Origin of the sequence: Granulicella sibirica (genome assembly GCF_004115155.1) — a bacterium.
Lineage (GTDB): Bacteria > Acidobacteriota > Terriglobia > Terriglobales > Acidobacteriaceae > Edaphobacter > Edaphobacter sibiricus.
In genome coordinates this window covers 715441-739592 of the sequence record NZ_RDSM01000003.1, presented here as the reverse complement: position 1 = coordinate 739592, position 24152 = coordinate 715441, and the positions used below count along the sequence as shown (strand labels likewise).

The window sequence follows — 24152 nt, the reverse complement described above, 5'->3', positions numbered from 1 at the left end:
CTCGATCCACGCTGAAACAAGGGGGAATTGCAAGTGGTCAGACGGCTCATGACTCTTCTCTGCGTCCTTGGCGGTGCATCCATTAGCCTGCACGCACAAGCGTCGCCTACAGCCAGCCGTCTCGGCGATCTACAGGTTGGGGCGGGGTTCGTCAGCGCCGACTCGGACTATGCCGACAACCGCTACAAGGGCGTCTTCGGCTATGTGGACTTCGATGTCACGAATCACCTTGGAGCGGAGTTCGAGATTCACCAGATCTACAGTCCGTACAGCGACGATGTGCGGGAACGGACATATGAGATCGGTGGAAGGTATTACCGGCACTATGGGCGGTTCACTCCGTACGGAAAGCTCATGTACGGACGAGGCGTCTTCAATTTTCAGCAGAACCTGGCTAACCTGGCTTACAACATGTTTGCGGGCGGGGTCGGGGTGGACTATCGCGTCATGCGCCATGTGAACGCTCGTGCGGAGTTCGAGTATCAGCACTGGATGAGCTTCCAGGGAAGCAGCCTTTCGCCGTCACTCATCAGCATCGGTGCCGCTTACCATTTCTAGGAGTGCTCGTTGACAAATAGAAAAGGCCCCGGATCCGGGGCCTTTTTGCTGCGGGTGCTCGATGCGGCTTAGAAGTGGTAGGCAACACCGATCGCGGGGATCGAGATGACTTCGTAGCGGTTTGTCTTGAAGTCGGCGAGGCCGAAGTCCGGGGACTTCACGACGAAGCCGCGATACTCGGCTCGGACGTCAAAGCTGGGGCTAACCTCGTAGGCGAGTCCTACGCCGAAGAGGGCTCCGATGTTCGTGTTCTGCTTGGTGTCGAGCAGGGTGGTACCGTAGTCCTTAATAGGCGAAAAGAGCATGCCGCCAACGCCGACCTCGGCGAAAGGATTGAAGTTGCGGAAGTTGAGGCTGTACACGTAGGCGCCGGTCAGCTCCTGGATGCGGGTGTGGACGCGGCCGTTGGGGAGCGAGCTGATGATGTACTTGGTCGAGTTCTGGCCGAAGCTGTAGTTCAGCTCGAGCGCGCTGTGCGGCGTGAGCATGTACCGGTAGCTGGCGAGGACGCCGAGCGTGGTCGTTGTGTTGAGTTGGACGGCGTTGCCGTTGATCTGGGGGCTGAACAATCCGGTCGCACTGATACTCGCGTCCTGCCGGCTCTCCTGCCCATACCCGGCCGCAGCCGACAGCAGGAGCGCACACATCACCATCATCTTCTTCATTTCGTTCAAAACCCCTTAAGATCGCGCGGTGTGACGCTCGGTCCGACCGTCCGTCGAGACGACCTGTACAGCGTCAATCGTTGGACGCACGTGGCACCCAAACCGCTTCCCTGATTGTAACCCGCCCTGACAATCTGCCGGTACAGCAACTCTTAAGAACGACGGAGGATAACCGGTCCAGCGTCTGAGGACGCCGGACCGGAGTGAAGGAAGGTGTTAGGCTTTGTGGACCGATCCGTCGCGGACAACGACTGGATCAAGGAACGGCATCGACTTGCGGAGTTCGGCGCCGACCGTCTCGATCGGGTGAGCCGCCTCTTCTTTGCGGATGCGGGCAAACTCGTGACGTCCGGTCTCGTTCTCCTCGATGAACTTCTTGGCGAAGGTTCCGTCCTGGATGTCGTCGAGGAGACCACGCATGGCCTTCTTAACCTCGGCGGTGACGATGCGCGGTCCGGCGACGTAATCGCCCCACTCGGCGGTGTCCGAGATGGAATGACGCATGTACTCGAGTCCACCGCGATACATGAGGTCAACGATGAGCTTGAGTTCGTGGAGAACCTCGAAATAGGCGAGTTCGGGCTGGTAGCCGGCCTCGGTGAGGGTTTCGAAGCCAGCCTTGACGAGGGCGGCGGTGCCTCCGCAGAGGACGGCCTGCTCGCCGAAGAGGTCGGTTTCGGTCTCTTCGGTGAAGGTGGTTTCGAGGACGCCGGCGCGAGTGCAGCCGATTCCCTTAGCGTAGGAGAGGGCCTGGGCGAGGGCGTGACCGCTGGCATCCTGCTCAACCGCGACGAGGCCGGGGACGCCGCCGCCTTCGGTAAAGACCTCACGGACGCGGTGGCCGGGCGCCTTGGGGGCGACGAGCGAGACATCGACGCCGGCGGGCGGGGTAATCGTCCGGAAGCGGATGTTGAACCCGTGCGCGAACATGAGCGTCTTGCCCGGAGTGAGGTTCGGCTCGATGTCGGCGTGGTAGACCTTCGAAGCGGTCTGGTCGGGGGTGAGGTTCATGATGACGTCAGCCCACTTGGTGGCTTCGGCGACGCTTGAGACCTCGAGGCCGGCGAGCTTCGCCTTGGCGGCGGAGGGGCTTCCCTCGCGCAGGCCGACGCGCACCTGGACTCCAGAGTCCTTCAGGTTGAGGGCGTGGGCGTGGCCCTGCGAGCCGTAGCCAATGATGGCGACCTTCTTCGCCTGGATAAGGGTGAGGTCAGCGTCTGCGTCGTGGTAGGTCTTTGCCATGATGTTCGATTCTCTTCCTTGGTTTGGGCTTCGTTGAAATGTGTCCCGAGCGGGGGCGCGGTGTTGGGCTACGCCTCTTCTCCGTGATCGTCCACGGCCTCGGTCAGGTCGTACTCTTCCTCTTCGTGTACGTGGGGAAACTCGTTGGGGAGGATCTCGTCGGGCTCGGGCTTGGCGGCGAAGTCCGAGGTCTCGGGTTTGCGCGAGGACGGCGTGCCAAGAGCCTTGAGGACCCGGCTCGTGTGATGCCCCCGTCGCATGGCCATGCGTCCGGTGCGGGAGACCTCGAGGATCTCGTAGTCCGACTCCTTGAGGACCTGGATAAGGCCCTCGATCTTCGAGGCGGCTCCGGTCATCTCGAGCATGATGGACTCGGGCGCGAGGTCGACGACGCGGGCGCGGAAGACGTCCGACAGCTCGAAGATCTGCGAGCGCGTCTTGGGGCCGGCGGCGACCTTGATAAGGCAGAGCTCGCGGATGACGGCTTCGGAGCGGCCGACCTCGTCAACGTCTACCGTGATCTCGAGCTTGTAGAGCGAGGCACGGATGCGGTGGGCGGCGGTCTCGGGAGCCTCGCAGACGATGGTCATGCGAGAAACGTCGGGGCGCTCCGACTCGCCGACCGTGAGGGAGACGATGTTGATGTTGAGACGACGGAAGAGCGAGGCGACGCGGGTGAGGACGCCGGGCTTGTCTGAGACTAGGGCTACGAAGGTGTGGAGCATAAACTCTCTTTCCTGCTAGTCTCCAATGAAGACTAAGTACAAATGCACTGAATCACGGACAAGCTCTGCCAAAGCTAAGATCTCGTTCGCTATCTTTTGTTCGCCTTCCATGGAGTTGTTCCGCGCCAGCTCGGACCATTCCACGATAAATTGCCGTATCTGAACCCGGTTGAAGACCGTATCTCCGTAGCGGTCTACCGAAGCCAGCATCGGTGAGACGGAGAAGCTAGGGAACCCTATGAGTGGGCTTACAAGATTCCGCTCATCAAGGACGATGTGTAGTTGCTTACCGCCTTCGTCTTGTACCGCTACATCAAGCCCCAAAGAACTCTCCTTAATATTGGAACTCTATTCATCCTCCGCAGTCTCTAACAGCGGATCCTGCTTTGGCCGGCGGACCATCTCGTGGAGGGCGGCACCGGGAGCGATCATCGGGTAAACTCCGTCTTCTTTCTCTACCTGGAAGTTGATGAGGAAGGCTTTGCCGCTGGTGCGGGCTTTCGTAACGGTTGAAGTTACATCCTTGCGCTGCGAGACGCTTGCGCCTGCGATACCGTGGGCTCCGGCGAGCATCACGAAGTCGGGTGAGAGGATGGGGGAGGCGGAGTAGTTCTTGTCGTAGAAGGCCTCCTGCCACTGGCGGACCATGCCGAGGAAGCCGTTGTTGATGACGGCGATGTTGATGGCGAGGCCTTCCTGCACGATGGTCGAAAGCTCGGAGGCGGTCATCTGGAAGCCGCCGTCGCCGGCGATGACCCACACGTCCTTCTCCGGGCAGGCTGTCTTGGCTCCGATGGCGGCCGGGAGGGCGAAGCCCATGGTGCCGAGGCCTCCGGACGTGACGAGCGAGCGGGGGGCATCATGCTTGAAGTACTGCGCCTCCCACATCTGGTGCTGGCCTACGTCTGTAACGATGATGGTTTCATTCTGTCGGCCCGCGGCTACCGCTTCGCGCCAGATGTCGTGGATGACGTGCGCGGCGTAGAGATGGCCGTTGTCCGGCAGATTGATGATATCGCGAACGGCGGCGTCGCCCTTGAGGGCATTGACTTCGCCGATCCACGATGGACCGCTTGAGACGCGCTTCGGCGTCTGCGGAAGGATCTCGTTGAGGACAGCTTTGAGGTCGCCTATGAGTGAGACATCGACGCGGACGTTCTTGTTGATCTCCGAGGGATCGATGTCGACGTGGATCTTCTTCGCGTTCGGGGCGTAGTGGGCGAGGTTCCCTGTAACGCGATCGTCGAAGCGCATGCCGAGAGCGATCAGAAGGTCAGCCTGCTGAATCGCATGGTTGACCCACGACTCGCCGTGCATACCCATCATGCCGAGCGAGAGAGGATGCCACGTGGGGAAGGCACCAAGACCAAGAAGCGTGGAGGCAACAGGAATCTGCTGACGCTCAGCAAGTGCGAGCACCTCCGCTTCGGCGCCGGACTGCGTAATGCCGTGACCGGCGAGGATGACCGGGCGGCTTGAGGCAGCGATAAGCTGGATGGCCTCCTCGATGGAGTTGGAGGTCGCACGCAGCATGGGGTGCGGCCTTGCCGCGATGGGTGCGGCGGCATCGAAGGAGTAAGGCGCGGTGGCCTGCTGGGCGTCCTTGGTGATGTCGACGAGGACAGGGCCGGGGCGGCCGGACTTCGCGATCTGGAAAGCGAGGCGAACCGTCGGTGCGATGTCTTCAGCGCGCGTGACGAGGAAGTTATGCTTCGTGATGGGAAGCGTAATGCCGGTGATGTCGACTTCCTGGAAGGCATCCGAACCGAGAACCTTCGACGAGACTTGACCGGTGATGCAGACGATCGGGATGGAGTCGAGCATAGCGGTGGCAATGCCGGTGACGAGGTTGGTCGCACCGGGGCCCGAGGTCGCCATGCAGACACCGACCTTGCCCGAAGCGCGCGCATAGCCATCGGCCATGTGCGAGGCACCCTGCTCGTGGCGCACAAGGACGTGGTGAATGGGGAACTTACGTAGCGCGTCGTAGATCGGCAGGATTGCCCCGCCCGGATATCCAAATACAGTGCTCACGCCCTCACCGGCCAGAGTGGCCCAGAGGATCTCGGCTCCAGTGAGAGTGGGTATATTCGTGTCTGCCATAAGGTCTCCTTGTAACTTCTGCTGCTACGATCTACGACTTACTGCGGCTTGTTACTAAGTGGTGACTGCGCCTAGGCTGGCGCTGCTGACGCTGTTGGCATACTTGGCGAAGACTCCGCGTTTGTATCTCGGTTCGGGTGCCTTCCAGGTTGCGAGGCGTTTCGCGATCTCCTCGGCGGGTACTTCGAGGCGGAGTTCGCGATTCGGGATATCGAAGGTTACGGTATCTCCCTCGTGGACAGCGGCGATGGGGCCTCCGAGCTGCGCCTCGGGGGCGACGTGACCTGCCATCAGGCCGCGGGTGGCTCCGGAGAAGCGTCCATCGGTGAGGAGGGCTACGGTCTCGGATAACTCGGGGATGCCCTTGATGGCTGCCGTCACGGCGAGCATCTCGCGCATGCCAGGGCCGCCGCGTGGTCCCTCGTAGCGGATCACGAGAACATCCGATGGGTTGATCTTGCCTTCCTGGATAGCATGGAAGCAGAGGTCTTCGGAGTCGAAGACGCGCGCCGGGCCCTGATGGTAGAGGCGCTCGTGTCCGGCGACCTTGATCACGCACCCTTCAGGGGCGAGGTTGCCCTTGAGGATGACGAGACCGCCGGTAGCTTTCAGAGGCTTGTCGAAGGTATGGATGACGGGCTGGCCGGGGGTTTCGACGGCGAGCGCGGCCTCTTCGGCGAGAGTCTTGCCGGAGACGGTGATCTGGTCACCCTTGATGAGGCCGGCTTCGAGGAGACGCTTTGCGAGGAGTCGCGACCCTCCTGCATCCTGATAATCCCGAGCGACATACTTGCCGCCGGGGGAGAGATCGCAGATGAAGGGCGTGTGCTCGGAGATGCGGTCGAAGTCGTCCATCGTGAGTTCGAGGCCAAGTTCGCTGGCGATTGCAATGAGATGAAGGACGGCGTTGGTCGAACCGCCGGAGGCGCATACGGCTACGATGGCGTTTTCGAGCGCGGTCTTGGTGAGGATTTTTGAAGGACGGATGTCGCGGCGAGCGAGGTCCATGATCATGCGGCCGGCTTCGCGTGAGGCGTCTGCCTTGCCTGCTGCCATGGCGGGAACGCCTGAGAGCAGCATGGGCGAGATGCCGAGGAACTCACCTGCCATTGCCATGGTGTTGGCGGTGAACTGGCCACCGCAGGCTCCAGGACCGGGACAGGCCGCAGCTTCGACGGCCTCAAGCTCGTCGTCGTTGATCTTGCCGGCGGCATGCGATCCGATGGCCTCGAACACATTGAGGATCGTGATGTCCTTGCTCGATCCATCGGGCTGCTTCAATTGCCCGGGCGCGATGGAGCCGCCGTAGAGCATGATGCCGGGGATATCGAGGCGGGCCATGGCCATGATGGTGCCGGGCATGTTTTTGTCACAGCCGCCGATACATACTATGCCGTCGAAGAGATTGCCGCGGGCGACGAGTTCGATCGAGTCGGCGATGACTTCGCGGGAGATGAGCGAGGCCTTCATGCCCTCGGTGCCCATGGTGATGCCGTCGGAGATGGTGACGGTGTTGAACTCCATGGGGGTACCGCCTGCTTCGCGGATTCCCTGCTTCACGGCTGCAGCGACGTCGCGCAGATGGAAGTTGCATGGGCCGATCTCGGTCCAGGTGTTGGCGACCCCGATGATGGGCTTGTGCAGGTCTTCCTTGGTGAAGCCGACGCCACGGAGATAGGAGCGCGCGGCGGCGCGGGACGGGCCTTCGGTAAGAGGAGCGCTGTACTTTTTCGGATTGATCTCGTTGCTCAAAATTCCCTCGTTCGGTGTTGCGGCTGATGTCGCTTAGGCGGCGACGTTCGGGCGGGGCTTCGACCAAAAGTCCGCGTCATGCTTCGCTTCGAAGGCGTCGAGTTCGGACTCGTGACGTAGGGTGAGGCCGATATCGTCGAGGCCGTTCAGGAGGCAGTACTTGCGGAATGGATCGATCTCGAAGGTGGCCGCGAAGCCTTCGTCGTCCGTGACGGTCTGGGCTTCGAGGTTGATGGTGATCGTGTGGTTCGGGTTCGTGGTGCTGCGATGCGTGAGCAGGTTGACGTCGTCTTCGGAGAGACGGACGAGGATCATGCCGTTCTTACCGGCGTTCGAGAAGAAGATGTCGGCGAAGGTAGGAGCAATAACCGCGAGAAAGCCGAAATCGCTGAGAGCCCACGCTGCGTGCTCGCGCGAGCTTCCGCAGCCGAAGTTTTTACCGGCAATGAGGATCTTCGCGCCCTTGTAGGCAGGGCTGTTGAGGACGAAGCCGGGATCTTCCTTGCCGGTGTCGGGGCCTTCCTGGATGCGACGCCAGTCGAAAAAGAGGAACTCGCCATAGCCTGTGCGCTCGATGCGTTTGAGGAACTGCTTGGGAATAATCTGGTCGGTATCGATATTCGAGATATCGAGCGGCGCGGCGTTGGAGGTAAGGACGTTGATGGCGATCATTAGAGGGAACCTCCTTCAGCGAGCATCTGCCGCGTATCGAGCGCTGCCGACGATGCAGCGACGTTGAACTTCCAGTTGCGAATGTCGGTGAAGTGGCCGGTGATCGCTGCCGCAGCGGCCATCGCTGGACTGACGAGGTGCGTGCGCCCCCCGCGTCCCTGGCGGCCTTCGAAGTTACGGTTGGAGGTGCTGGCGCAGCGTTCGCCGGGGGTGAGGATGTCAGGGTTCATGCCGAGGCACATGCTGCAGCCGGGCTCGCGCCAGTCAAAGCCCGCGTCCTTGAAGATCTCGTCCAGGCCTTCGCGTTCGGCTTGTGCCTTGACGGACTGTGAGCCGGGAACGACCATCGCGCTAACCGTAGTGGCAACATGATATCCACGGATCAGCGAGGCGGCGGCGCGTAGATCTTCGATGCGGGCGTTGGTGCAGCTTCCGATGAAGACGCGGTCGATGGCGATCTCCTGCATGGGCGTGCCGGGCTTGAGGTCCATATATTCGAGGGCGCGCTCGAAGCCCTTCTGATCAGCCTCGGTGGCGTTGGGGTCGGCGAGGGGTACGGTGGAGTCGATGCTGGTAACCATGCCGGGTGAAGTTCCCCAGGTGACGCGTGGTGCAAGCGTGGTGGCATCGATGTGAAGTTCGCGATCGAAGGTAGCGCCTTCATCCGTCACAAGTGTGGACCAGTGCGCGACGGCCTCATCCCACTCTGCGCCGACGGGCGAGAAGCGCTTGCCCATGAGATAGGCGAAGGTGGCCTGGTCGGGAGCGATCATGCCGGCGCGGGCACCGGCCTCGATGCTCATGTTGCATATGGTCATGCGGCCTTCCATCGAAAGCGCGCGAATCGCCGAACCGGCGTACTCGACGACATAGCCTGTGGCTCCGGCGGTGCCGATGCGACCGATGATGTCGAGCACGATGTCCTTCGCGGTGACGCCGTAAGGCAGATCGCCATCGACGGTTATGCGGAAGGTCTTCGGCTTGTCCTGTGGAAGCGTCTGGGTCGCCATGACGTGCTCGACTTCACTCGTGCCAATGCCGAAGGCGAGTGCCCCGAAGGCTCCGTGGGTGCTGGTGTGCGAGTCACCGCAGACGATGGTCATACCGGGCTTAGTGATGCCGAGTTCGGGTCCGATGATGTGGACGATTCCCTGCTCGGCAGACTGCACGTCATAAAGCTCAACACCGAATTCCGTGCAGTTTTTGCGCAGGGCATCGATCTGGCGGGAGGCGATCTGGTCGGCGATGATGAGGCGGTCCTGCACGCTGCTCGTCGGGACGTTATGGTCCACCGTGGCAACGGTGCGATCCGGACGGCGTAGCTTGCGTCCCGTCATACGGAGACCGTCAAACGCCTGAGGGCTCGTTACCTCGTGGACGAGGTGAAGATCGATGTAGAGCAGGGACGGCTCACCTGCGGGTGCTGCGACGAGGTGCTGCTGCCAGACCTTCTCGAATAATGTCTTTGATGCGTTTGCCGGGTTCGTCATGAGTTAGTCCTTCTTCTTCGTATCTGTGCCGTTGATGCCGAGGACGTCCGACGAGAGTTCGTGAGGCGTTCCGTCGGGATCGACGAGGACAGCGGTGGTAATGTTTTGCCGATGCTTCGAACCTGCGGGTGGCTTTGCGGCCCACTGCTGAAGGCTCTTCAATAGGGCCGACGGGATGCGGTTGGAGTCCTCTCGTTGCGGGCTAAGCGCCTGGTCGGTGAAGATCCACAGTGTGTAAGTCGAAGCCGGATCATCGGGGGGTTGATTCTCGGTCGTCCAGTCGATGGCAGCGAAGGCCATCAGCGGCTGCGGTGCATTCAAATCAACCCAGAGCAGACCGCGATTCGAGCAGAAATGAAAGACACATCCAGTGATGGTGAGATAGCGATCATTCTCGGCTGAGACCGTCCCTGGAACAGCGAGGAAGTCGAATGCAGTGTCCGCGAGACTGCGGCGAACGCCGGCCTGCGGCCCCCAGAACGCCTGCGGCGCAGTGAGGTACTTCTTCAACAAGGGCTGAAAACGCGGGTCCTGCAGAAGCTCGTTCTCGCGGCCATCTGCGGGAGGAGGCGAGTATTGCCACAACCACTCGACGCTCTCGCGACGCTGCTTGGACTTCTTCTCCTTCGCCGGGATGCCTTCGGGTCCAAGTAACTGGGCGGACGCGAGACATGGGGCGATGGCAAAGAGAAGTCCGGCAGTGAAGACGATGAAACGTCGCGGCGAGATCGAATTGGAGAAGGTCGTCATGGCTGCAAACGGGTTGTGCTAAACAGCGTGCATGGACTGCGTACGATCGAGCGACTGCGCGAGTGCCTGGTGGACGAGCTTGCCCATCTCCTGCGTGGAGACGAGTTGCTGGTTGGCGTCGCCGCCGCGTGCGATGTCGGCCGTGCGGGCTCCGGTGGCGAGGACCTGCGCAACGGCGGCTTCGATGGCTGCCGCATCGGCTTCGAGGCCGGCCGAGTGGCGAAGGACCATGGCCGCAGTGAGGATAGCGCCGAGTGGGTTGGCCTTGCCGGTTCCGGCGATGTCGGGGGCCGAGCCATGGACAGGCTCGTAGAGGTTGACGGTTCCACCGATGGTCGCAGAGGGAAGCATGCCGAGCGAGCCGGTAATGACGCCGGATTCGTCAGAGAGGATGTCGCCGAAGAGGTTCTCGGTGAGCACGACGTCGAAGCTGCGAGGCGTGTTCATGAGGTGCATCGCCATGGAGTCGACGAGCTGGTGCTCAAGGGTGACTTCGGGATATTCGGCCGCGATTTCGGTGACGGTGGCGCGCCAGAGTTGCGAGACCTCAAGGACGTTGGCCTTGTCGACGCTCGTGACCTTCTTCTTGCGGCGGGTGGCTAATTCGAAAGCGATGCGTGCTACGCGGACGATTTCATTCTTCGTGTAACGCATGGTGTTGATGGCTTCGTTCTCATCGCGATTCCACCAGCGCGGTGCGCCAAAATAGAGGCCACCGAGAAGCTCGCGAACGAAGAGGATGTCAGCTCCGGCGGTCACTTCGGGGCGGAGAGGCGAATTTCCCGCGAGCGCGGAATAGGCAACCGAGGGACGAAGGTTCGCAAAACCGCCGAGGGCCTGGCGAATCTGCAGGAGGCCAGCCTCGGGGCGCTTGTCGGGCGAGAGCGCGTTGAACTTGTTATCGCCGACCGCGCCGAGGACGACAGCGTCGGAGGCCAGGGCTATGTCAAGGGTGGCTTGCGGGAGCGGGCCACCGGTTCCGGTAATGGCTACGCCGCCGATGAGCGCGGGAGTGAAGACAAAGTCGTGTCCGCCAAATTCGGCAACCGCGCGGAGGATAGTGGTGGCTTCACGGGTTACTTCGGGGCCGATTCCATCTCCGGCGAGAACAGCAATATTGAGCTTCATACTCGATTCCTTCATGGGGTTCGAACCCCGCGTTCGACATCTTGGAAGAGAGCCTTCTCAGGCAGGGAGTCTTGTCAGGCGACGTTGACGGAAGAAGCTACCGGCTCTTCGCGAAGGAGGCCAAGGAGATCCTGATCGTAGATCGACTTCTTTCGGTCTGCGAGGGCAGTAAAGCGGCTGTACACGTCGTCGAGTTGGGTGCGGGAAAGGGTGTGTCCGAGGGTTGCGAGACGGTCGGCGAGAGCACGGCGGCCACTGTGTTTGCCGAGGACGAGGTTGGTGTTCGCCACGCCAACAGATGCAGGGGTCATGATCTCGTAGGTAAGGGGGTTAGCCAGCATTCCGTGCTGATGAATGCCTGACTCGTGGGCGAAGGCGTTCGCACCGACAATGGCCTTGTTGGGCGAGGCACCGAAACTGATGGTCTGACCGAGCATCTGGCTGGTCGGGTAAAGCTGGTTCATCACGATGTTGTTGCGGTAGGGGAGCTTGTCGTGCCGAACCATCAGGGCGGCGGCGATCTCTTCTAGGGCTGCGTTGCCCGCGCGCTCGCCGATTCCATTAATGGTGCACTCAACCTGGCGGGCTCCGCCTTCGATGCCGGCGATCGAGTTGGCGACAGCCATGCCGAGATCGTCGTGGCAGTGCGTAGAGAGAATGACATTCTCGATGCCCGGTACAGTGGCGCGCATGGTGCGGAAGAGCGCGGTGTACTCGGCGGGTGTGGTGTAGCCAACGGTGTCCGGAAGGTTGATGGTCGTGGCGCCGGCCTGGATGGCGACGGTGACCATCCTGGCGAGGAACTCAAGGTCGGAACGGGTGGCGTCTTCGGCGGAGAACTCGACGTCGCCGGTGTAAGTGTGGGCGAGGCGAACTGATTCGCCGACCTGCTCGAGTGCCTGCTCGCGTGTGATCCGGAGCTTGGCTTCGAGATGGAGGTCGGACGAGGCGAGGAAGACGTGGATGCGGTTCGATGCAGCGGGTTCGATGGAGTAGGCTGCCGCTTCGATGTCCTCGCGTCTGCAGCGGGCGAGCGAGGTGATGCGGGGCCCACGTACCTCGTGTGCGATTGTGCGGATCGATTCAGCGTCGCCGCTGGAGGCAATGGCGAAGCCTGCTTCAAGAATGTCGACACCGAGCGCCGCCAGTTGATGCGCAAGTCGCAGCTTCTCCGCCGAATGCATGGTGCAGCCCGGCGACTGCTCGCCATCCCGCAGCGTGGTATCGAAAAAGACGATCTGTTCCTGCTGATTCTCTACTGGCATTTCCGACTCACTCTCGACTTTGAAGATCATAACGCACCCTTATGTGCCCAAGCATGAGTATCATGCTTTCTAATGATGCTATTGCAAGATTCGTGACTGTGTCACCTCATCCGCATTGATCTAGATGATGCGGGCACGGCACCAAACTCTAAATCTAAAGCAGACGAACTGCGGAACGGAGTGGACTCAGTGGATCTGTTTGTGTTGGAGACTTTCTTGGCTGTCGCGGAGGAGCGTAGCTTCTCGCGAGCGGCTGCACGGCTGCATCGTACGCAACCGGCCGTGAGCCAGGCGATTGCCAAGCTCGAAAGCGAGCTGGGCGAGGTGCTGTTCGAGCGCTCGTCGCGCGATGGAACGCTTACGGACGCCGGGGCGGTACTGCGAGAGTATGCGGCCAAGTTACTAAACCTGCGGGGTGATGCCGAGACGGCGCTCACCGAACTGCGCGAGCTCCATCGGGGAAAACTCTCGCTCGCGGCGAATGAGTACACGTGCTTGTATTTGCTTCCCGTGCTCGATGAATACCGGCGGCAGAATCCTCGGATCAAGCTCGCAGTTCGGAGGGAACTGGCTAGTCGTATTCCAGATGACGTGCTTTCGCATGCGGTCGAGATTGGGGTCGTCTCGTTCCGACCGGACGATTCACAGATTCGCTCCGTCGTGGTGTATCGGGATGAGCTTCAGTTCGTGGTGAGCCCGTCGCATGCGCTTGCGGGGCGCGATGAGGTTTCGATCCGGGAGCTTGGGAGCCAGAACTTTATTGCGCATAACGTAGCTTCGCCGCAGCGACAGAAGGTCATTCAAGCTTTCAAACGGCATAAGACACCACTCCAGATGGGGGTTGAACTACCGACGATCGAGGCGATCAAACGGTTCGTCGAGATGGGCAACGGCGTGGCGCTTGTTCCGGGATTGACAGTGAAGTCGGAGTTGGAGAGCGGGGCGCTGGTCAGAGTTCGCGTGCAGGAGCTTCAGTTCGAGCGGAAGCTTCGACTGGCTTACCGAAAACAGGCGAGTCTTTCTCATGCTGCGCGATCTTTCCTCGAAGTGGTCGAGGCTTACGCGGAGCGGCGGGGTGACCCATTCTGCTTTGTTGCGGAGCGTGGAGTCGGAGGGGTTTGAGCGGAGGGGACGTGGGCAGAAAGAAGTCCGCAGATCGCCGCGGGCGCGAGGAACTTTGCTCCGTGAAGCTCGTCTGTAGCTCGTAGAGAGCAACGGGACGGCGCGTCAGGCCGAAAGCGCGGGACCGAAATTACGCACTGAGCGAAAGAGGTTGGTAATGCATATCAATGGTTTCACGAGAAACGGACTGCGAATCGCCACATTGGCGCTTTGTACCCTCGCTATCGGCGCTCTGCCGACATTTGCCCAGGACACGCCCTCCTCACAGGACTCGGGGCCGCCGCATGGTGGACCCGGCGGACGCGGACACATGGATGAGCGGCGGATGGAGATGATGACCAAGGAGTTGAGCCTTACTCCGGACCAGGTCACGTCGATCAAAGGCATCGAAGCGGATTCGCGCAAACAGTCGATGGCGCTGCGCGAGGACACGTCGGTTGCGCAGGACCAGAAGCGCGAGAAGATGATGGCGATCCGCGAGGCGAGCCAGGCAAAGGTGCGAGCGCTGCTCAACGATGACCAGAAGACGAAGTTCGACGCGATGGAAGCGCGGATGCGGGAGCGTATGCGCAATGGCCGCGGACCTGGTGGACCTGGCGGTGACGGACCTCCTCCGGCGCAGCAGTAGGTCCGATTTACCCGACGTCCGGCGCGGAGGTTTGTGCTTCCGCCCGGACGTTTTCTATTTCAGCTTCCATTGGGCGAATATCATCGAAGATTCTCCCGGATTCGGCGGGGGCATGCATCCATATCGCTCTCACGCTCGTCTCAATCACATCTTTCAGGCTTCCAAGATCGGTTCCTGCTTCTCCATGATGACTCCTGCTATTGCTCCGCGTCCTCTCGTTCTCGCCCAGGCGAGGCATCAGTTGAGGCCTCTGCTTGTCTTCGCGCCGGGTGCGGATGATCCTCGGCTTCGAGCGCAGTGCGCGCTGTTGACGGATGCTCCGTTGGCAGTGCGAGACGTTGTCGTGGCGCTTCTCCCGCAGCATGGCGAAACGGAGCCTTGCTCGGGGTTCGATCCGAGCCGTTCGGCTGCGATGCCGCCTGCCGAGGCAACGGATGCCCGGAAGCGGTTCCATATCGGGCCAGATGCGTTTACCGTGATCCTGATCGGTAAGGATGGCGGCGAGAAGCTTCGATCGTCAGATCCGATTCCTGCCCAGAAGCTGCTGGATACGATCGACGCGATGCCGATGCGGCAGCAAGAAGCGCGACGTTACGGAGCGGAACAAAAGGTACGATGACTGCGTAACCAAGCCAGATCGTCTACCATCTAGATCAGGGACACAATGGCCACGACGACTCCCCAACTCGATATGCAGGATCCTACGACGAACGAACCAGTTCGTCGGCCGAACTGTCCTGCGATGCCGACCTCGGTGTGCGAGATCGTGACAGCGCTGCGGAATGTTGGGCCTTTGGAAGGGCTTTCGGACGAGGAATACGCCTGGCTCGCGACGCACGGGACGGAGCGCTTCGGCGAGGCTGGAACAGTGCTTTTCCTCGAGAATGAGCCTGCGAAGACTTTGCACATCATGCTCAAGGGCGAAGTGCAGGTTCGGAGACGTCATTCAGGACCGATTGCGCTGTTCATCGGACGTGCTGGACAGTTGACTGGAAAGCTTCCGTTCTCGCGGATGAAGACTTATGGCGGAGACGGATCTTCGGTTGGAGACCTCTGGGCGATCGACATTCCGGAGGAGATGTTTGCCGAGATGCTGGCGGCAATTCCGTCGATGGCGCAGCGATGCGTTTCGGTGCTTCTGGATCGCGTTCGTGAGGTCACTAGGATTGAGCAGCAGGCAGAAAAGCTTTCCGCGCTTGGGAAGCTTGCGGCGAATCTCGCACATGAGCTGAATAATCCGGCTTCGGCAGCGCAGCGTTCCGCAGCGACGCTGGTTGGGCAGTTGCGCCAATATGGCGAACAGACGTTTCGGCTTGGGGCACTAAATCTTCCGAGCGATCAGATCGCGGGAATCAGGCACTGGGTTTCGGAGACGCGGACGCAGTTGGATGCGGAAGCGTTGCAGCGACGCGGCGCGAAGGACAACCTAGCGCAGACGGACCGTGAAGAGGCGTTTCAGGCCTGGCTTGCTTCTCACCAAGTCGCAAATCCGTGGGATCTGGCGCCTACGCTTGCGGAGAGCAATATTACGATTCCGCAGCTCGAGGCGTTGTTCGCGCTTTCAACACCTGAGGTGTTTCCGATCGGCATCGCGGCGTTTACGAGCTCTCTGCGGGCGGAGCGGATGTCCGAGACAGTGCTCGATTCGACGGTTCGGATCTTCGATCTGATCTCGGCGATCAAGGACTACTCGTACATGGACCAGGCTCCGATGCAGGAGGTCGATATTGCACAGAGCCTTGAGAATACGCTCGCGATGTTCAACTCGCGGCTGCGTGGCATCGCGGTCGAGATCGATTTCGATCCCACGCTCACGCCGATTCGGGCTTACGGATCGGAGTTGAACCAGGTCTGGACGGCTCTGATCGAGAATGCTCTCGATGCGATCGATACGACAGCGGTGAATTCGCCGGATGCTCCGCGCGGAACACTGCGTCTGACGACCAAGCTTTCTGGTGAGTTCGCGTTGGTGGAGATTTGGGACTCCGGTCCTGGAATTCCTCCTGAGTTGAAGTCACGGATTTTCGAGCCTTTCTTCACGACCAAAGCTCCCGGGCTTGGGCTCGGGCTTGGGTTGGATACGGTGCAGCGGATCGTCAGTAAGCATTCGGGCTTTATCAGCGTCGAGACGAAGGCCGAGGCGACCTGCTTCCAGGTTCGGCTGCCGCTCGAGCAGGCTGAAGCTTATTAACTGCCGGGTACCCCGGGTACCCCCCCTCCCCATTGCCTTCGTCTAACCCTTTTCCTTTGTTGGAGTTGCGGCAATGGATGCGCCGTAAAATGCTCCAAACAAAGGACTTGCGGCTAAATATTAGTAGAGAAAAGGGTTACGGTTGAAAAGCACAGTCAACGAAAAAAGGTCCGGGCTTTGGCCCCAGACCTTTTTTCATGCTGTGCTTAGAGACTAGCAGACTCACCATAACTAAAAGGACATTGATATGTCCTTTATTGCAAAGCGTTTACGCGATTAAGGGCTTGACAAGTTTTCCACAGATCGGAAATCGTCTATTTTGTAACCTCTACGCCGCGCCAGAAGGCAACGTGATGTTTCACGTTGCGGGCCGAGGGCTTGGGGTCGGGGTAGTACCAAGCTGCGTCCGGATTGTCCTGACCGTCGACGATAAGGGTGTAGTAGCGGGCCTGGCCCTTCCAGGGGCAGCTCGACGTGGTGGAACTCGCCCTCAGGAACTCACGCTTCACTGATTCTTCAGGAAAATAGACGTTTCCTTCGACCATCTCAAATGTTTCACTCTCGGCGATCGTCTGCCCATTCCACACTGCCTTCGCCATCATGCGATTCCTGTCCCTTCATCCCTACGGTGATTTGGCTGCGGAGAAGACCCGTTCCAAAACCGTATCATTCCGCCTTTGTAACAGAATCCGCGCGGAAACGCCACCCGGGCGCGCCCGGAAGGACCCATGTACGCCGAGGTCAGTTTGATCCGGCCGTTGCGGGAGTGGGTCTCGGCGGAAGGCCGGCGTGCTTGAGAAAGGCGTCGAAGCGGGGGTCGGAGTAGAGCGGCTCAAACATTGGGTCGATGCTCCAGAAGGTCATGTCCTGCATACCCCGCCGCTCCTCGTATGCCCTTTCCATGTTTTCGAAGGCGAGATCCTTCTTACCGATCGCGGCGTAGATTCTGGCGAGATCATTTGAGTTCAGAGTTTCATGCGGGCCCTTCATCCATGCCTCGAAGGCTCCGGCCGATCCCGGCGCACCGTGCATTTCATCGAAGGCCAACTGACATTGCGCGGAGGCACACCATGATGTCCTTTTGAGGATTTCGTGTGCCTCGGCGTAGTGGCCTGTCCTCTCGTAGATATCACCGAGCGTTCCGAGGGCCATATCGTAGTTCGGATCCATCTCGAGAGCCTCCCGGCACCGGCGAATAGCGTCGTCGTAACGCTTCGCGAACATCAATATCATGCAGTAGTCGGATTTGTTACGGAGGGACAGCGGGTCGAGAGTTTCGGCGCGCTCGAACTCCTGAAAACCCTCGTCGAACTTCCCGATGCGTACCAGATAGTGTGCCAGCCCTTCGTGAAAGCTGGCGTCGCCGGGATTCAGTTCGATGGCATGGCGAAAGTCTCTCCCTGCGTCGGGCAGATCCCAGTGGTAGAACAACTGCATCCAGCCACGCTCGGCGTAAGCTTCGCCGAGATTGGGATCGAGTTCGAGCGCCCTCACGAGCGCGGCATCCGCGGCGGCCGTTGCCTCACCCGGCGCGATGGCATCCACGTTTGCGAGGAAGTTGTAACTGCGCGCTATGCCGACATAGGCCCGCGCGAAGTGCGGGTCCAGGTCCGCTGCCTGCCTAAAGTACTGTTGCGACTTGCGAAGCGAATCAGGGCTATTATTCCCATTCTCGAAGTAGTAGCCCTTGAGGAGTGCCTGATACGCGAGCGGGTTGGTTTGGCGGCTGCTCGAGAGCTCTGTCTTTTCCTGCGTGGTCATCTTGATGCGGATCTCTTCCGCGACCGCACCGGCGACCTGGTTTTGAAGCGCGAAGGCATCGTGCAGATCGCCTTCGAAGCTGCGAGCCCAGATTTGCTTGTCGGCGTGGGCGTCGGTCAGTTGCGCATCGATGCGGAGGCGGTCGCCGGAACGGGTCACGGAACCCTCCACGACCGCATCGACGTGGAGTTCCTGAGCGATACGGGGGAGGGATTTGTGCGGGTTCTTGTACTGCATGGCGGTCGTGGGCGAGATGACGCTCAACGCGCCGATCTGGCCGAGGTCGGTGATGAGTTCCTCGGTCATTCCGTCGGCGAGGTAGTCCTGCGCGGGGTCGCCTGAGATGTTCTTGAGGGGAAGAACGGCGAGCGAACGGGTCCGGCTCGCGGTGTGGTTTCGGATTATGCCGAAGGCGGCCAGCAAGACGATCAGAACCAGGCACGCGGATGCGATGACAAACGTGGACCGGTGCCTGGGTGGTGCGACCGGTGGTTCGGTCCCGGCTACGCCGATCGACTCAGGCTCTCGTTGCTCTCCTATTTGCCGTGGGTTGGGGAGCTTCCCCACTTGCGGAAGCGCCGGAGTGCTGGCCGTCTCCTCGAAGATTTCGACATCGGCGATGAAGCGGTAGCCGAGGGTGGGAACGGTTTCGATGTAGCGAGGCTGCTTTGGATCATCCTGAAGGACCTTGCGAAGCTGGCCGATAGCGCGGTTCAGGACGTGATCGGTGACGAAAGCGTCGCCCCAGACCGCAGAGAGAAGCTCCCGCCGTTCGATCAAGCGGTCTTTGTTCTGTACGAGAAAGATGAGCACATGCAACGACTTCGGCTCGATGGCGAGGGGCTTGCCGGCCTGCAGGAGACGGAAGCTTTGCTGATCGATGATGATGTCACCGAAGCGGTATTGACGGGCCACAGAGCGACCTCAGGATTCCATTGGAACTTCAGCGGGAAAACATCTGCGTGCCGTGAGTACCGCGTACGTGCCGCCGTCCTAAGTTCCTCCTCAACACGAGGAGGAATCCATGAAATCCAAACGATTCGCTGGGTGGGCGGTTGGAGTCGCCCTATTCTATTGCACCTTTCCGGGGGTTTGCCAGAGCATTCCGGCGCAGGTGGAGAAGGCTGTGCGGCCACCGAGCGAACCAGCGGCGTCCCAAACGTTCATCCGGCTGGTTACCTCGGACGACAAAAAGGATGGCCGTACCGCGAAGAGCTGTCAGCAGGTTCTGGCCGTGCTGCTGCCCTTTATCCAGGCGTACCCCCATCCAACCGGGTGGACGTGGTTCGTTGCGTGCGACGAGTCGGCCTGGGCACAGATCCAGAGCCGCATGGGATACCGGGCTGGCAGCGGCATCCTTGCGGTGACGAACAGAGAGTCGCACGCGACGATCGTGCGTGGCCCGGCGATGCTGCATCCCTACAGCGATGACTATCGGGCGCAGCCGGAGCATATTGTCGCGCACGAACTGTGCCACATCTATCTCCAGAGCAGCGACGAATCCAGGGTCGATGCCCTGGCTACGCGATGGGTCGACGCACGCAGGGCGAAGCATCTTGCTGTGCTGAGGCCCTAACTCCGGCGACATCTGGCGGGCGGCTGAACATTACGCCCCGGCAGGCCGATAGTGTACTGGCATCTTTCGGACTCCGCAGACTGGAACCTCGGCGGCGTTGTCCCGGGCCCGCGTCGACATGAAATCAGCCCCGGCTGCCGTCCGTTGCGATCCCGTCGCTGTCCGTACGGAGATCGCTTTCTCTCTCACTTGATCGGCTGGAAGCAGGAAGAAAACTATGTTCACCACACTCTTATTTGCAACCTTGATTATTGTTGTCGGGTCGGCGGGAGTTGCAGGATGCACCTACCTGGTCCTGGGTAAGGGGCTCACCTTTTACATCATGGTCCGGCTGCTGCCTGCCACCGCCTGCCTTTGCCTGGACATCTGCGTGTGGATGCTCGTCGGCGGACCAACATCGATCAAAGCCGATATGGTGGTCCTGCCGGTTGGAATTTCGATTTTGACGGCGGGGTTCATCCTGGTCGGACAGGGCTTAGGCAAGACAATCTCGAACGCCGTCGACGAACTGCAACGAGGCGCGGAGCAGATCGTCAGCGCGGCGAACCAGGTTGCGCAGTCGAGCCAGACGCTGGCGGGAGACTCGTCGAAGCAAGCTTCCTCCCTGGAGGAGACATCGGCTTCCGCGGCGGAGATCAATGCACGGGCGCGGCAGAACACGGATAGTTGCCGTTCCACGGTCGCGTTGCTGGCCCAATCGGAGGAGAAAGTTGCCTCCGCTAACAGGCAGTTGGGGCAGATGGTGACGTCGATGAATCAGATCACCGAGTCGAGCGGGAAGATCTCGAAGATCATCAAGGTCATTGACGATATCGCGTTCCAGACCAACATTCTTGCGCTCAATGCCGCTGTGGAGGCTGCACGGGCCGGTGAGGCCGGGATGGGGTTTGCGGTGGTGGCGGATGAGGTGCGCGGCCTTGCGCAACGGAGCGCACAGGCGGCCAAGGATACGGCTTCGCTCATCGAAGAATCGATCGCTAACTCGAGCGGAGGAAAGAGCAGGGTGGACGAGGTGGCTCTCGCGATCAGTGCTTTGACTGAAGAGACGCTGCGCGTGAAGACAATGGTCGATGAGATCAGCTCCGGGAGCGAGGAGCAGTCCCGCGGCATCGACCAGATCAGCAGGGCGGTGGCCGAGATGGAGCGGGTAACGCAGACCAATGCGGCAATGGCACAGCAGAGCGCGGCGGCGGCGGAAGAGCTGAACGCACAGTCGGCCATGACGCAGGGAATCGTATCCGGTTTGCACGCCATGGTGCGTGGCCAAGCACAACGGTATGCGTGAGGCCATTCTGGCGCTGTGGCTGAAGTTGGGTTTATGCCACGAGGGTAGGTCAGAGACAATGGAAGCCGTGTCCTGCTGATTCGCAGGACACGGCTTGACTAAAGCTTAGGCTACGCTGCCTACGGCCTGGCCGGGGGCTTCGACCATCGGGATGGGGATGGGCGGAGGGCCGGCGATCTTCTTCTTGTAATCACAGGTGATCTCCGGGGCGGGCTCCTCGGGGGCTCCCTTTTTGACGCGTTTCTTCGGCAGACCCTCGTGGTTGTGAGGGCAGACGAGGAAGGTGCCTTCGGCGTTGACGAGTTCGAGAAGGTAAGTGCTGTTGCCGCGAGGGCAAGGCTCGTTGACGAGCTTGATGTTCGAGGCGAAGTCGCACTTTGGGTACTTGGTGCAGCCGTAGAAGGTGTCGCCGCGCTTGGTCTTGCGGACGGCGATATCTCCGCCGCACTTGGGGCACGGGACTTCGAGGAGTTCCTGCTTCACGTACTTGCACTTCGGGTAGCCAGAGCAGGAGATGAACTCGCCGTAGGAGCCGTTGCGGAGGAGGAGGGGCTTGCCGCACTTGGGGCAGGCCTCTTCGAGCTCGACGGGGGGCTTCTGCTGGACCTTCTGGGTGAGCTTGCGGATGGTCTTGCAGGGTGGGTCGTCGGAGTAGCCGGGGCAGCTCATGAACGGGCCCCAGGGGCCGTTCTTGAGGACCATGACGCGGCCGCAGTTGTCGCAGAACTCTTCCTCGGCCTCGGCGTCGTGGCCGGGAGCGGTGAGGTCGGGCTTGGCGGCGAAGTTTTCCTTGGTGAAGTCGCAGCTTACGGGCTCTACGATGATCTTCTTGCTGCGCTTGGCAGCGTCGGTGACGGCGACGGAGAGTTCTTTCGCGGACTCAACGCGGATGGCGTGCTCGTGGATGTCGGAGACGAAGGGCTTGACCGTCATGGGGTACGAGAAGGAGTTCGTGATCTTCTTGACGATCGCCTTCGGGTCTTTCTTCCAGGAGGATGCGGCCACGGAGACGGGCTTGGCCTTTGAGAAGGAGCTGCAGGCGTAGAAGCTGCCGAACTTACCCCACTTGAGGATGAGCGGGCTTCCGCACTTGTCGCAGATCTCGTCGGTCCGCTCTTCCCTGCGCTTGACGTCTTCCATCTCGTCGGAGGCGACGACTAGCTCTTTTTCGAAGTGGTCGTAGAAACCGTTGAGGAGGTCGGTCCAGCGCTCGGTGCCCTCTTCTACGGAGTCGAGTTCTCCTTCAAGGCGGGCGGTGTACTGGGGGTTGAAGATGTAGGGGAAGTTCTTGACGAGGAGGCCTGTGACCACCGTGCCGATCTCGGTGGGGACGAACTTGCCCTGGATCTTCTTGACGTAGTCGCGATCCTGGATGGTGTTGATGATGGAGGCGTAGGTGGAGGGGCGGCCGATTCCCTGCTCTTCGAGCACCTTGACGAGGGATGCTTCGTTGTAGCGCGGGGGCGGTTCGGTGGCCTTTTGCTCGGAGTCGATGCCGAGGATGCTGAGGGACTGGCCGTTGGTCATCTCGGGAAGGATGGTGTCCTCCGAGGCCGTTTGCCAGATAGCGAGGAAGCCGTCGAACTTCTGGATGGAGCCGGTGATCCGGAACTCGTAGGAGCGATCAGCCTTTGCCGCGACCTCGACGACGGTCTGATCGAAGACGGCAGGCATCATCTGGGAGGAGACGAACTTGCGCCAGATCATGTCGTAGAGGCGATACTGCTCTTCGCTCAGGTACTGCTTGATGGAGTCGGGGGTGTACTCGACGTGAGTGGGACGGATTGCTTCGTGGGCGTCCTGGGCGTCTTTCTTACCTTTGTAATCGATCGGCTTGGCGGGAAGGTACGGATTGCCAAGCTCTTTCTGAACGTAGTCGCGAGCTTCCGTAATGGCGTCTTCGGAGACGCGGGTGGAATCGGTACGCATGTAGGTGATGAGACCCACGGTGCCGTCGGCGCCGATCTCGACGCCCTCGTAAAGGCGCTGGGCGACGCCCATGGTGCGGCGCACGTTGAAGCCAAGCCGACCGGAAGCATCCTGCTGGAGCTTGCTAGTGGTGTATGGGCCGGTGGGGTTGCGCTTGCGCTCCTTGCGCTCGACGGAGGCGACGCTCCAGCGGGCCTGGTTGAGTTGGGCGACGACGGAAGCTGTGATGTCGCCGTTGGGAAGAGCCCCGGAGAGGAACTGCTCCTTTCCATCCTTATCCAACCCGTTTGAGACGCGGGCGGGTTCGCCGTCGATGCCGGTGAACTTTGCGGTGAAGGTCTGGCCGGGGGCGGGCTCGAGGTTTGCCGAGATGGTCCAGTACTCGACGGGAACAAAGGCGTTGATCTCGCTTTCGCGCTCGACGATGAGGCGGAGGGCTACGGTCTGGACGCGGCCGGCGCTGAGGCCGCGGCGGACCTTGTCCCAGAGGAGCGGGGAGATCTGATAGCCGACGAGGCGGTCGAGGACGCGGCGGGTCTGCTGGGCGTCGACGAGGTTTTCGTCTACGTCGCGAGCCTGGAGGAAGGCGGCCTTGACGGCCTTCTGGGTGATCTCGTTGAAGGTGACGCGGCGGAGCTTCGACTTGTCCTTGACCATGGGGAGAAGCTGGATCGCGAGGTGGGCGGCGATGGCCTCGCCTTCGCGATCAGGATCGGGCGCAAGGTAGACCATGTCGGCCTTGGCGGCGAGCTTCTGGAGACGTTCTACGATCTTTTCCTTGCCTGGCGACACGATCAGGGTCGGCTCGAAGGTCCGCTTGAGGAGCTCGACGCCGATGTCGTTCTTTGGGAGATCCATGATGTGGCCGAGCGAGGCCTCCACGATGTAATCGTTCCCGAGATATTTGTTGATCGTCTTTGCCTTTGCCGGCGATTCGACGATCACGAGAGACTTAGCCATTTGTTCCCTTCACCTTCTACCACGATGGACGCGAAACCCTATTGCCGCGCGCCCCGTTCCCGTTCGTTTCATTGCGAACCTAACACGAGTTGCCGAAAACAATCCAATCGCGTTAAAACAGCTCCACCTTAAATAGGAGGGTTGACGATACCACGTCCGGGGTTCGTGCCTCCCGCTGACGATAGGCGAAATACCTGCAATTTACCGTGTTTCTGCTGCGCATTTCGATCTGCTTTCCACGCCTTTCGCCGCACCCTTTCCACACCTTGGACCGCCGGGATCCGGATCCGTTACAGTCCCCCCGCGCCGGTCTGTCCCCTATAAGAACGCCCCGTGCGCAAAAAAGTTCA

21 protein-coding genes are annotated in these 24152 nt (G+C 60.6%); 7 read left to right on the top strand and 14 right to left on the bottom strand.

From position 1 onward, the window contains the following. Positions 1-48 precede the first annotated feature (48 nt). Positions 49-558, top strand: a complete 510-nt coding sequence (locus GRAN_RS19695) for an outer membrane beta-barrel protein (RefSeq protein ID WP_128914731.1) — start codon at positions 49-51, stop codon at positions 556-558. A 68-nt stretch (positions 559-626) separates the two neighbouring features. Here GRAN_RS19695 and GRAN_RS19690 read toward each other — a convergent pair whose 3' ends face one another. The 11 genes from GRAN_RS19690 to GRAN_RS19640 all read right to left on the bottom strand — a co-directional run bounded on the left by GRAN_RS19690 (position 627) and on the right by GRAN_RS19640 (position 12350). Beyond that, positions 627-1223 (bottom strand): outer membrane protein, encoded by a 597-nt coding sequence (locus GRAN_RS19690; protein ID WP_128914730.1) that lies wholly within the window; start codon positions 1221-1223, stop codon positions 627-629. Between the two features lie 216 nt (positions 1224-1439). Then, complete coding sequence (ilvC, locus tag GRAN_RS19685) at positions 1440-2465, bottom strand: ketol-acid reductoisomerase (RefSeq protein ID WP_128914729.1); 1026 nt, start codon at positions 2463-2465, stop codon at positions 1440-1442. Between the two features lie 68 nt (positions 2466-2533). Further along, a complete protein-coding gene (gene ilvN, locus GRAN_RS19680) occupies positions 2534-3190 on the bottom strand; it encodes an acetolactate synthase small subunit (RefSeq protein WP_128914728.1) in 657 nt (218 codons plus the stop codon). Between the two features lie 15 nt (positions 3191-3205). Then, positions 3206-3514: a hypothetical protein gene (locus tag GRAN_RS19675; protein ID WP_128914727.1), complete on the bottom strand. Its 309-nt coding sequence runs from the start codon at positions 3512-3514 to the stop codon at positions 3206-3208. A gap of 24 nt (positions 3515-3538) precedes the next feature. Next, positions 3539-5293, bottom strand: a complete 1755-nt coding sequence (gene ilvB / locus GRAN_RS19670) for a biosynthetic-type acetolactate synthase large subunit (RefSeq protein WP_128914726.1) — start codon at positions 5291-5293, stop codon at positions 3539-3541. A 54-nt stretch (positions 5294-5347) separates the two neighbouring features. Further along, the gene (gene ilvD / locus GRAN_RS19665; protein ID WP_128914725.1) at positions 5348-7045 is read right to left on the bottom strand and encodes a dihydroxy-acid dehydratase; all 1698 of its coding nucleotides are present in this window, start codon (positions 7043-7045) and stop codon (positions 5348-5350) included. A 33-nt stretch (positions 7046-7078) separates the two neighbouring features. After that, positions 7079-7717: a 3-isopropylmalate dehydratase small subunit gene (leuD, locus tag GRAN_RS19660; protein WP_128914724.1), complete on the bottom strand. Its 639-nt coding sequence runs from the start codon at positions 7715-7717 to the stop codon at positions 7079-7081. After that, positions 7717-9207, bottom strand: coding sequence for a 3-isopropylmalate dehydratase large subunit (gene leuC, locus GRAN_RS19655; RefSeq protein ID WP_128914723.1), 1491 nt, complete (start codon positions 9205-9207; stop codon positions 7717-7719). The genes leuD and leuC overlap by 1 nt, the downstream gene beginning before the upstream one ends. Positions 9208-9210: 3 nt before the next feature. Continuing rightward, the gene (locus GRAN_RS19650; RefSeq protein WP_128914722.1) at positions 9211-9957 is read right to left on the bottom strand and encodes a hypothetical protein; all 747 of its coding nucleotides are present in this window, start codon (positions 9955-9957) and stop codon (positions 9211-9213) included. 18 nt (positions 9958-9975) lie between these two features. Then, positions 9976-11085, bottom strand: coding sequence for a 3-isopropylmalate dehydrogenase (leuB, locus tag GRAN_RS19645; protein WP_128914721.1), 1110 nt, complete (start codon positions 11083-11085; stop codon positions 9976-9978). A 74-nt stretch (positions 11086-11159) separates the two neighbouring features. Continuing rightward, positions 11160-12350 (bottom strand): 2-isopropylmalate synthase, encoded by a 1191-nt coding sequence (locus GRAN_RS19640; RefSeq protein WP_128914720.1) that lies wholly within the window; start codon positions 12348-12350, stop codon positions 11160-11162. Between the two features lie 189 nt (positions 12351-12539). Between GRAN_RS19640 and GRAN_RS19635 the strand changes: the two genes are divergently transcribed. The 4 genes from GRAN_RS19635 (at position 12540) to GRAN_RS19620 (ending at position 16291) form a co-directional block, all read left to right on the top strand. After that, positions 12540-13472: a LysR family transcriptional regulator gene (locus GRAN_RS19635; RefSeq protein ID WP_128914719.1), complete on the top strand. Its 933-nt coding sequence runs from the start codon at positions 12540-12542 to the stop codon at positions 13470-13472. 157 nt (positions 13473-13629) lie between these two features. Continuing rightward, positions 13630-14100, top strand: a complete 471-nt coding sequence (locus GRAN_RS19630; protein ID WP_128914718.1) for a hypothetical protein — start codon at positions 13630-13632, stop codon at positions 14098-14100. Between the two features lie 184 nt (positions 14101-14284). Then, positions 14285-14719, top strand: coding sequence for a DUF4174 domain-containing protein (locus tag GRAN_RS25595; protein WP_161571067.1), 435 nt, complete (start codon positions 14285-14287; stop codon positions 14717-14719). A gap of 45 nt (positions 14720-14764) precedes the next feature. Further along, a complete protein-coding gene (locus tag GRAN_RS19620; protein WP_241655035.1) occupies positions 14765-16291 on the top strand; it encodes a sensor histidine kinase in 1527 nt (508 codons plus the stop codon). 314 nt (positions 16292-16605) lie between these two features. Here the strand turns inward: GRAN_RS19620 and GRAN_RS19615 are convergent, their stop codons facing one another. Both GRAN_RS19615 and GRAN_RS19610 read right to left on the bottom strand, forming a co-directional pair. Beyond that, entirely contained in the window at positions 16606-16890 is a 285-nt protein-coding gene (locus GRAN_RS19615; protein WP_089842551.1) for a DUF427 domain-containing protein, read from the bottom strand. A gap of 142 nt (positions 16891-17032) precedes the next feature. Then, on the bottom strand, positions 17033-18967 hold the full coding sequence (locus GRAN_RS19610) for a winged helix-turn-helix domain-containing protein (protein ID WP_128914716.1): 1935 nt from the start codon (positions 18965-18967) through the stop codon (positions 17033-17035). A 109-nt stretch (positions 18968-19076) separates the two neighbouring features. On the opposite strand from GRAN_RS19610, the gene GRAN_RS19605 reads away from it, so the two are divergent. Beyond that, a complete protein-coding gene (locus GRAN_RS19605) occupies positions 19077-19628 on the top strand; it encodes a hypothetical protein (RefSeq protein ID WP_128914715.1) in 552 nt (183 codons plus the stop codon). 217 nt (positions 19629-19845) lie between these two features. Continuing rightward, complete coding sequence (locus GRAN_RS19600) at positions 19846-20913, top strand: methyl-accepting chemotaxis protein (protein WP_128914714.1); 1068 nt, start codon at positions 19846-19848, stop codon at positions 20911-20913. A 105-nt stretch (positions 20914-21018) separates the two neighbouring features. Here the strand turns inward: GRAN_RS19600 and topA are convergent, their stop codons facing one another. Continuing rightward, on the bottom strand, positions 21019-23802 hold the full coding sequence (topA, locus tag GRAN_RS19595) for a type I DNA topoisomerase (protein WP_128914713.1): 2784 nt from the start codon (positions 23800-23802) through the stop codon (positions 21019-21021). Positions 23803-24152: the final 350 nt, after the last annotated feature.